We start from the raw sequence: 6,879 nt of genomic DNA, 5'->3' as shown, positions 1-6,879 counted from the left end.
TTACTTTGGAGCGTTTATATCTGTCGGCGCGTAGTGCTGGCAAGGTGCTACGCGTAGCTCGCACCATTGCCGATTTGGAAAATTCAGAAAAAATAGAAGCTGTGCATCTGGCGGAAGCACTCAGTTATCGCCCCTTGGACCGTAAGCAGGCTTAGTTGTAACCCGTTCCATATGTTTCAACCCATGCTTGCCCTTTTGGCCTGGTATCGCAAGTGAGCGAACCATCAGGGTTGCTATGGCAATTACTGCTACCAAGTTGGCTTTGGGGATCCCAAGGGTCTTGATCGTAAATAATTGATTGATTTAAAATTGTATTTGCATTGCAAGGGTTAGCAAAGCAAAAGGCAATTGAGCAAAAAAATCCCGATATTTTTAAACTCGATTTTAATGAAAAACGAATTACGGAATGCATCTAACTAGCGGCGTCTGCGACGTTGCTGAGCTTTCCGTTTGTATTTTTCCACCGGCGTTTCGTGGTGGCGCAGGCGTTTGAGGTCGGCAAAAATCCCCGCCTTAGACACCTGGCGTTTAAAACGCCGCAGGGCCGATTCAATTCCTTCGTTTTCGCCAACGGTAACCTGGGTCATACAGGGAAAGAAAAACGCACAAATATTGTGATAACCATATCAAAATGCCTACTTGGTTTCGGGCATGGTGTCTCGATATATGTACACATGGCCAAGGACGCGTTTCCCAAATTGGCGTCGCATCACCTTCCAGCCAGGTTCCATTTTTAATTCAACAAAGCCACTGCCACCGCCGCCGGCCCTGGCCACCAGAAGAGCCAAGCCATCGGGGCTGTGACCCATCAAAATCGCCTCCCCAGCCTGATGGGAAACCGTTAGCCGCATTGCCGGGCCGAAATCACGATTACCCACCCTCACGGAATAACCATTGCTATCGATGTAGCGATTGCAGATGCCAGTGAAATCAAATGTGCCCAGCAATGGATTCACAATTGTTGGCTTGTTGCCTTGGCGAGCAAAGCAGGGGCGGCGATCCCGCACCTGCTCGTAAATATTCAGCTGGGAGTTGCTTCCATCTCCAATTGGAGCGGCCACAAGAATGAAGCGATCAGCTTTCACCTCACCGGCTTGAAACAAACTGGCATCTGCTGGCAAACAGCAAATGCTGCTGAGGCCAGCAACCGCAGCTAGCAATCTTTTTTTGAAATTGCTTCTAGTAATCACAAACCATGGGCAGAGGGGCTGATCGTAGAAGTGCTTTGCCGTTTGCGAAAGCTGGCTTAGGCCGGAGTATTAAACCGAATAGCTACAAGAAGAGCTACGGCAGTGCCTGGTAAACAGGCCGCCAGAATGGCGCTAGTTAGCCCCACCCCTAGATCTGGCTCCCCGTAGGCCAATTCGAATACGCAGCCGGTGCTGGCGATGCCACTGATGCAGGCCAGGGCCAAAAACAATCCGGCAATCGGTTTCATCGGCATAGCTCAGTTCAGCGTTTGAACGTGGGAACGATCTAGGCCCAGCTTCTGCAATTCGGTATTAAGAGACAGTTCATCCGTTACACGATCTACAAAAAGCACCCCTTTTAAATGATCTAGTTCATGCAAAATGCAGCGAGCTAACAATCCATCGGCTTTACGGCGTTGGGGCCTCCCCAGTTCATCGCGGTAGTTGATCTCCACCCTGCTGGGGCGCACCACTTGTAAATAAACCCCTGGAATGCTCAAACATCCCTCCTCATAGGTATCCAGCTCATCGCTAATTGTTGTGATTTCTGGATTGATCAGCACAAGGGGGGGATTGGCAGCTTCTTCTGGGTCTAGATCGATCACGAGCAATTGCTTTTGCACCCCCACTTGAGGTGCAGCAAGGCCAATGCCTTTGGCGGCATACATGCTGCGCAACATATTGCGGGCTAACTCGCGAATGCTTTCATCCACCCGGCTAATGCGCTTAGCAGATTGCCTTAATTGATCAGCACCCAAGGTGTGGATTACAGGTGAATTTGGCTGCTCATCGCCCTTAGGCACCAGCACTGTGGAGTTTTGGCGCTCCGATAAACGGGCTAATGAGGCGAAATTAAGGGCCAATGCCTTCTGCTGTTCTTCCATTCATTCTAGGCAGCACTGGTAGCGGCAAATGACAACTCAAATCAATCTTCAAGCCATAGACGTGGTGGCCGCTTGCCTTGTGGTTAAAGAGCCCCTCTTAAGTGCCGGCCGCTTGTTTTGGGTAGAGCAACGACCCGCGGAAAAAAATCGCAACACCTTGATGCTTCAACTTGATGATTTGCCCCCTCAGGAACTAACCCCCGCCCCTTTTAATTTGCGCACTCGCAATCATGAATTTGGAGGAGGTTTATATGCCGTATCAGGCGATCAGGTGGCCTTCATCAACAGTGCTGATGGCGCTATCTGGCTACTGGAACTTGCCTTGGATATACCCCCTAAACGGATAACAGCGCCAAGGCTTGATCAGATAGGTGGTTTTGCTGATGGCTTGATCGATCAGGCAAGACAGCGATGGCTTGGGGTGCTGGAAACTGAAGAGCGGGATTGGTTGGTGGCGGTGCCTTTGGCCGGTGACGGTGCGCAACGTTTGCGAGGGGAAGCTGATTTCTGCGGCTATGCCGTTCTTTCCCCTGGCGGCAAAAAATTGGCTTGGCTCGAGTGGAATCTGCCTTGGATGCCGTGGGAGCGCAGTGAGCTTTGGTGCTCAACTCTGGGGGAAACGGGTGAACTGCTAGCTCCCCAGTGTGTGGCTGGCGGAGATAGCAACCCTCAATCTTTATTTCAACCCTTATGGGCATCTGAAGCTGAACTCCTTGTGGCATCTGATTGCAACGGCAACTGGAATGTGCAGCGCATCGCTGTTTTGGAAGGAAACGGCACTACAGCGATTTCAGAACCGATTTTTATGGGGCCGCGCCAGGCGGAATGCGCTATGCCCCAGTGGGTATATGGCATGCGAACCCTTGCGATCGCAGGAAAAAGCCTGGTGGCATTGTTTTGCGAAAAGGGCGAATGGCAGCTTTGCCAGCGGTTTTTAGATGCCAATAACAGCAGCCCATGGCAAACCATTGCCATACCCTTCAACGACCTTGCGGTGCTTACCGCTGAGGCGGATCGATTGGTTTGCCTCGCCAGTGGCCCCAAGCAGGCGGAAGGTGTTCTGCAACTTGAGCTCAAAACCGGGCATTGGATCCATTCCGCTTTGGGATTTGAGCGAGCTGTGGTGCCCAAATCAATTTGGTTTACCGGTGGCGATGGTGAGCAGAGCCAGGCCTGGTTTTACCCGCCTATGGGTGATTCTGCGAAGCCGGCACCGTTATTAGTACGCAGCCACAGTGGCCCCACGGCCATGGCCCGATCCGGCTTGAACTTGTCAAATGCTTACTGGAACAGCCGCGGCTGGGGCGTAGTAGACGTTAACTACGGAGGATCTACAGGTTTTGGCCGCCAATATCGCCAGAGGCTTGATGGCAAATGGGGCTTGTTGGATTCTGCGGATTGTGCAGCCGCCGCCAAGGCCTTAATTGCCAGTGGAGCCGCGGATCCAGCGCGCATTGCTATTGAAGGGGGCAGTGCCGGCGGATTCACCACCCTGGCGGCACTTATTAGGGAGCCGGTTTTTAAAGCGGGGGTTTGTAGGTATGCGGTGGCAGATGTGGAGGCCTTAGGGCAGCAAACCCATCGATTCGAATCTGGTTATGTGGGGCGCTTGATCGGGCCATGGCGTTGGCCGGGTGCTTCAGCGTTAACCAAACCGGTGCTGTTTTTCCAGGGGCTTCAGGATCGAGTGGTGCCGCCCCAGCAAACCGAAATGATGGTGAATGCCCTGCGGCGCGAAGGGCAAAGCGTAGAGGTGGTTTTTTTAGAGGCTGAAGGTCATGGTTTTCGCAGTGAGCTGCTGAAAGCCCAAATCCTGGAGAATACAGAGCGCTTTTTTAACCGCGTATTGCCTGCTGATCAAGACCCCTAAATCAGAAAGCGATATGCTTTATATAAGTAATTAAATGCTAGAAAATGGCTTTGCGTTCTTCATTTGCTCTAATTGCAGCAGCTACAGCATTAATTTCAGCTCAACCCAGTTTCAGTCAGGCTGGTATTGATAACAACCAGCAAAGGGCTGCAAATTTAGCCAGAGATACTGCGATAAAACTAAATGGCGGTTTGATTAAATACAGGCCAGCAGCATGCATGTTTGTTATTGGTGGCACCCCTTGCCTTGTAAAAAGCGACGCAAAGGGATTCCTGTTCCGCTTTGAAGGTGGCAGCCCTGCCTGGCAACAGTTGAAGCAACCCCCCACCACCCTTACCGAAATTTTGGTGGCCCCCGGTGGCCGTGAAGTGGTTGGCACCCCCCTAAATAAAATTCTTACCCCTGCAGCAAAGCCCTGAGGGCAGGGGCCCAGTTTTCGGTAACTCTTATTTTTTCGCGGCAAGTAAGGCTGAGGGCAATATTTTTCTCTTGATAGGCAGCTTCGTTACTAAACACTGTGTAGACGGGTTCAGTTTGGCTTGATTTGAAATACTCCACTTTTCCAGCAGCGTCTAGAAATAAGGGGTCACCGGTTTTGATTTCTTGCCAATCTCCCTTTAAGCGATCGGGGTGTAAGCAAGCCAAAGGGTTGCCGCCAACATCCTTTGGTATTTCAAGGCTACATAAATGGCGATGCACATTTAAAAATTTTGGCAAGTTCAGCTTCCCAGCTCGAGCTGATGTGAGCACATCTAGAAGCGTGTTGATCCCGATCCTGGTTTGCTTGCAGATTTTTGGGCAGATCACCCCTTGGGGCACCGGCCCCACTTCTAAAACCACCCCACAGGGCCAGGCCTGAATCATAAAACCGTTTTGCTTAGCATCAAAACCGTGGAGGTAAACGGGTAATCCCAGCGCTCCTTGGCAGGCTGCTGCGATGGCAAGATCCGCTTCACGATCTCCATAAATCACAAGGCAAGAACCCATCGCCGCAGTGGTGCTGTGCACGTCTATCACCACCTGGGCAGGTGCGCTGCCCTTGGGGCCATGCATTGCGAGCAATTCACGGGCCCTTAGCAGTTCTAATTCTTGGTTTTCAGGATCATCGAGCAGATTGCTGCTGAAACTGCGATTGAGATCTCGATTCACATATCGCTTGTTTTGCAGGTAGGCAGCGGGATTGCCAATCAGGCTCACCACTTCAAGCCCTTGTTTTTGCAATTCCCCCGGATGCTGCTGCCAATAGCTGTGCAACCAGGGGGCATTGCGTTCGTTGCCGTGGGTGCCAGCCACCAGCAAAACCTTTGCAACTGAAGAGTTTGCTACCACTCGTTCTACCGCTAGATGGTTATCCCACTTTGGCTAATTTTTTATCGGTTTTACCTACCCCTAGATCTCGCAGTTCTTGGGCTAAACCGTTCAGTACCTGTTTGGCATCTCCAAAAATCATTGAGGTATTTGGGCATTCAAACAAGCTGTTGCGGATTCCGGCGTAGCCAGCGCCAAGGCTGCGTTTCACCACAAAAACAGTGGCGGCTTCTTCCACATGCAGCACGGGCATGCCGTAGAGGGGGCTGGAGGAGTCGGTGCGAGCTTGGGGATTCACCACATCGTTAGCCCCAAGCACGATCACCACATCGGTGCGTGGAAAGTCAGGATTAATGCTTTCCATTTCGATCAGCTGGTCGTAAGGCACATCGGCTTCCGCCAAGAGCACATTCATGTGGCCTGGCATGCGTCCAGCCACTGGATGAATGGCATAACTCACTTCAATGCCGTGGCGTTCCAGCATTTGGGCTACTTCTTTAAGACTGTGTTGGGCTTGAGCCACTGCAAGGCCATAACCGGGCACAAACACAACCCTTTGGGCTTGCTCCAATGTCATGGCGCACTCCTCAGGGCTGCAGGAGGTAACACCGCTGTATTCCCCTTGATCTGCGCTTTTTGCACTTGATCCCCCCAAAGCGCCACCAAACAAAACACTCGTTAGCGAGCGATTCATGGCGTTGCACATCACTTGCGTGAGGATTAAACCGGCCGTGCCAACCATGGCGCCAGCAACGATTAGTAGTTCACTGCCCACCACGAAACCCGCTGCTGCTGCTGCAACGCCGGAGTAGGAATTAAGCAAAGAAATCACCACCGGCATATCAGCTCCCCCCACAGGCAGGGTTAGCCCCACACCCAACAAAAGAGATAACAATGCCAACGGCAGCAACGCAATGTTGTGGCCGCTGCACACCCACCAACCCAAAGCAATGGCGGCAACAGCAGTGAAGCCGTTCACCCAATGGCGAGCTGGCTGCAGCATCCAGGCGGGTGTTTGCAACCATTCCCGCAATTTGGCCATAGCCACGAGGGAACCACTAAATGTGATTCCACCCACCAAAACCGAAACCACGATCGAAACCAAGGCCAATAGGCCGGTTTGGGATGGCAGGGAAGCAGCGGCTAATGCCACTAACAATGAGGCCATCCCACCGCAGCCGTTGAAAAGGGCAACCAATTCCGGCATGGCTGTCATCGCCGCACGCTGGGCCACCAACACACCAAGCACGCTGCCCCCAATTCCGCCCGCCAGCAGCCAAGGCCAACCCTGCAAGCCCTGCTGAAGCAGCAATCCGAGCACTGCAATGGCTAAGGCAAGGGCGGCAAGACGATTGGCGGTTCGAGCTGAGCGCACCTTGCCTAGCCCCTTAATGCCAAGGGCTAGCAGCAACACTGCCACTAGATCGAGGGGAGCGTGGGTGAAGGGCAACCAGCTCAAATTGCTAAAGGATTCGGTGCTGATCATTGGTCGTTGCGGCGGCGGAACATGGCAAGCATTCGGTCGGTAACAAGGAAGCCACCAACCACATTGAATAGTGCAAACCCGAGGCTTAGGGCCCCCATCGCTTGCAGCAAAGGGGTTGGAGCTTGTGCGATTAGCACGATT

10 protein-coding genes are annotated in these 6,879 nt (G+C 52.5%); 3 read left to right on the top strand and 7 right to left on the bottom strand.

Annotated elements, in window-relative coordinates:
- The first annotated feature begins 5 nt into the window (after positions 1 to 5).
- The gene (locus KB557_RS11235; protein ID WP_399218855.1) at positions 6 to 155 is read left to right on the top strand and encodes a hypothetical protein; all 150 of its coding nucleotides are present in this window, start codon (positions 6 to 8) and stop codon (positions 153 to 155) included.
- Between the two features lie 261 nt (positions 156 to 416).
- Here KB557_RS11235 and rpsU read toward each other — a convergent pair whose 3' ends face one another.
- Genes rpsU through def form a run of 4 tightly spaced genes read right to left on the bottom strand, consistent with a single transcriptional unit; the run spans position 417 to position 2,053 of the window.
- Positions 417 to 587: a 30S ribosomal protein S21 gene (rpsU, locus tag KB557_RS08000; protein ID WP_010304532.1), complete on the bottom strand. Its 171-nt coding sequence runs from the start codon at positions 585 to 587 to the stop codon at positions 417 to 419.
- A 48-nt stretch (positions 588 to 635) separates the two neighbouring features.
- A complete protein-coding gene (locus KB557_RS07995) occupies positions 636 to 1,190 on the bottom strand; it encodes a DUF3747 domain-containing protein (protein WP_255133053.1) in 555 nt (184 codons plus the stop codon).
- Between the two features lie 56 nt (positions 1,191 to 1,246).
- The gene (locus KB557_RS07990) at positions 1,247 to 1,444 is read right to left on the bottom strand and encodes a hypothetical protein (RefSeq protein ID WP_255133051.1); all 198 of its coding nucleotides are present in this window, start codon (positions 1,442 to 1,444) and stop codon (positions 1,247 to 1,249) included.
- A gap of 3 nt (positions 1,445 to 1,447) precedes the next feature.
- Positions 1,448 to 2,053 carry a peptide deformylase gene (gene def, locus KB557_RS07985; protein WP_255133057.1) on the bottom strand — a complete coding sequence of 202 codons (606 nt, stop codon included), beginning with the start codon at positions 2,051 to 2,053 and terminating at the stop codon, positions 1,448 to 1,450.
- Positions 2,054 to 2,102: 49 nt separating this feature from the next.
- On the opposite strand from def, the gene KB557_RS07980 reads away from it, so the two are divergent.
- Together KB557_RS07980 and KB557_RS07975 are read left to right on the top strand one after the other, a co-directional pair.
- Positions 2,103 to 3,944 (top strand): S9 family peptidase, encoded by a 1,842-nt coding sequence (locus KB557_RS07980; protein ID WP_255133049.1) that lies wholly within the window; start codon positions 2,103 to 2,105, stop codon positions 3,942 to 3,944.
- Between the two features lie 44 nt (positions 3,945 to 3,988).
- The gene (locus tag KB557_RS07975; RefSeq protein ID WP_255133047.1) at positions 3,989 to 4,363 is read left to right on the top strand and encodes a hypothetical protein; all 375 of its coding nucleotides are present in this window, start codon (positions 3,989 to 3,991) and stop codon (positions 4,361 to 4,363) included.
- Here KB557_RS07975 and KB557_RS07970 read toward each other — a convergent pair.
- From KB557_RS07970 to KB557_RS07960, 3 genes are all read right to left on the bottom strand, one after another.
- Positions 4,341 to 5,273: an aspartoacylase gene (locus KB557_RS07970; protein WP_255133045.1), complete on the bottom strand. Its 933-nt coding sequence runs from the start codon at positions 5,271 to 5,273 to the stop codon at positions 4,341 to 4,343. The two genes, KB557_RS07975 and KB557_RS07970, sit on opposite strands and share 23 nt — an antisense overlap.
- A gap of 19 nt (positions 5,274 to 5,292) precedes the next feature.
- Positions 5,293 to 6,738, bottom strand: a complete 1,446-nt coding sequence (locus tag KB557_RS07965) for an NAD(P)(+) transhydrogenase (Re/Si-specific) subunit beta (protein ID WP_255133043.1) — start codon at positions 6,736 to 6,738, stop codon at positions 5,293 to 5,295.
- A partial coding sequence (locus KB557_RS07960; RefSeq protein WP_255133055.1) for a proton-translocating transhydrogenase family protein occupies positions 6,735 to 6,879 on the bottom strand: 145 nt, incomplete at its 5' end. The genes KB557_RS07960 and KB557_RS07965, both read right to left, overlap by 4 nt.

Source organism: Synechococcus sp. Cruz CV12-2-Slac-r (genome assembly GCF_024346075.1).
GTDB lineage: Bacteria > Cyanobacteriota > Cyanobacteriia > PCC-6307 > Cyanobiaceae > Synechococcus_D.
The sequence above is the reverse complement of the archived record's forward strand: the minus strand, read 5'-3'. Positions and strand labels throughout refer to the sequence as shown.

Bases quoted from the DNA above. Each gene is read 5' to 3' on its own strand.
- rpsU (WP_010304532.1), bottom strand. From the start codon at position 587: ATGACCCAGGTTACCGTTGGCGAAAACGAAGGAATTGAATCGGCCCTG.
- KB557_RS07990 (WP_255133051.1), bottom strand. From the start codon at position 1,444: ATGCCGATGAAACCGATTGCCGGATTGTTTTTGGCCCTGGCCTGCATC.
- KB557_RS07980 (WP_255133049.1), top strand. From the start codon at position 2,103: ATGACAACTCAAATCAATCTTCAAGCCATAGACGTGGTGGCCGCTTGC.
- KB557_RS07975 (WP_255133047.1), top strand. From the start codon at position 3,989: ATGGCTTTGCGTTCTTCATTTGCTCTAATTGCAGCAGCTACAGCATTA.
- KB557_RS07965 (WP_255133043.1), bottom strand. From the start codon at position 6,738: ATGATCAGCACCGAATCCTTTAGCAATTTGAGCTGGTTGCCCTTCACC.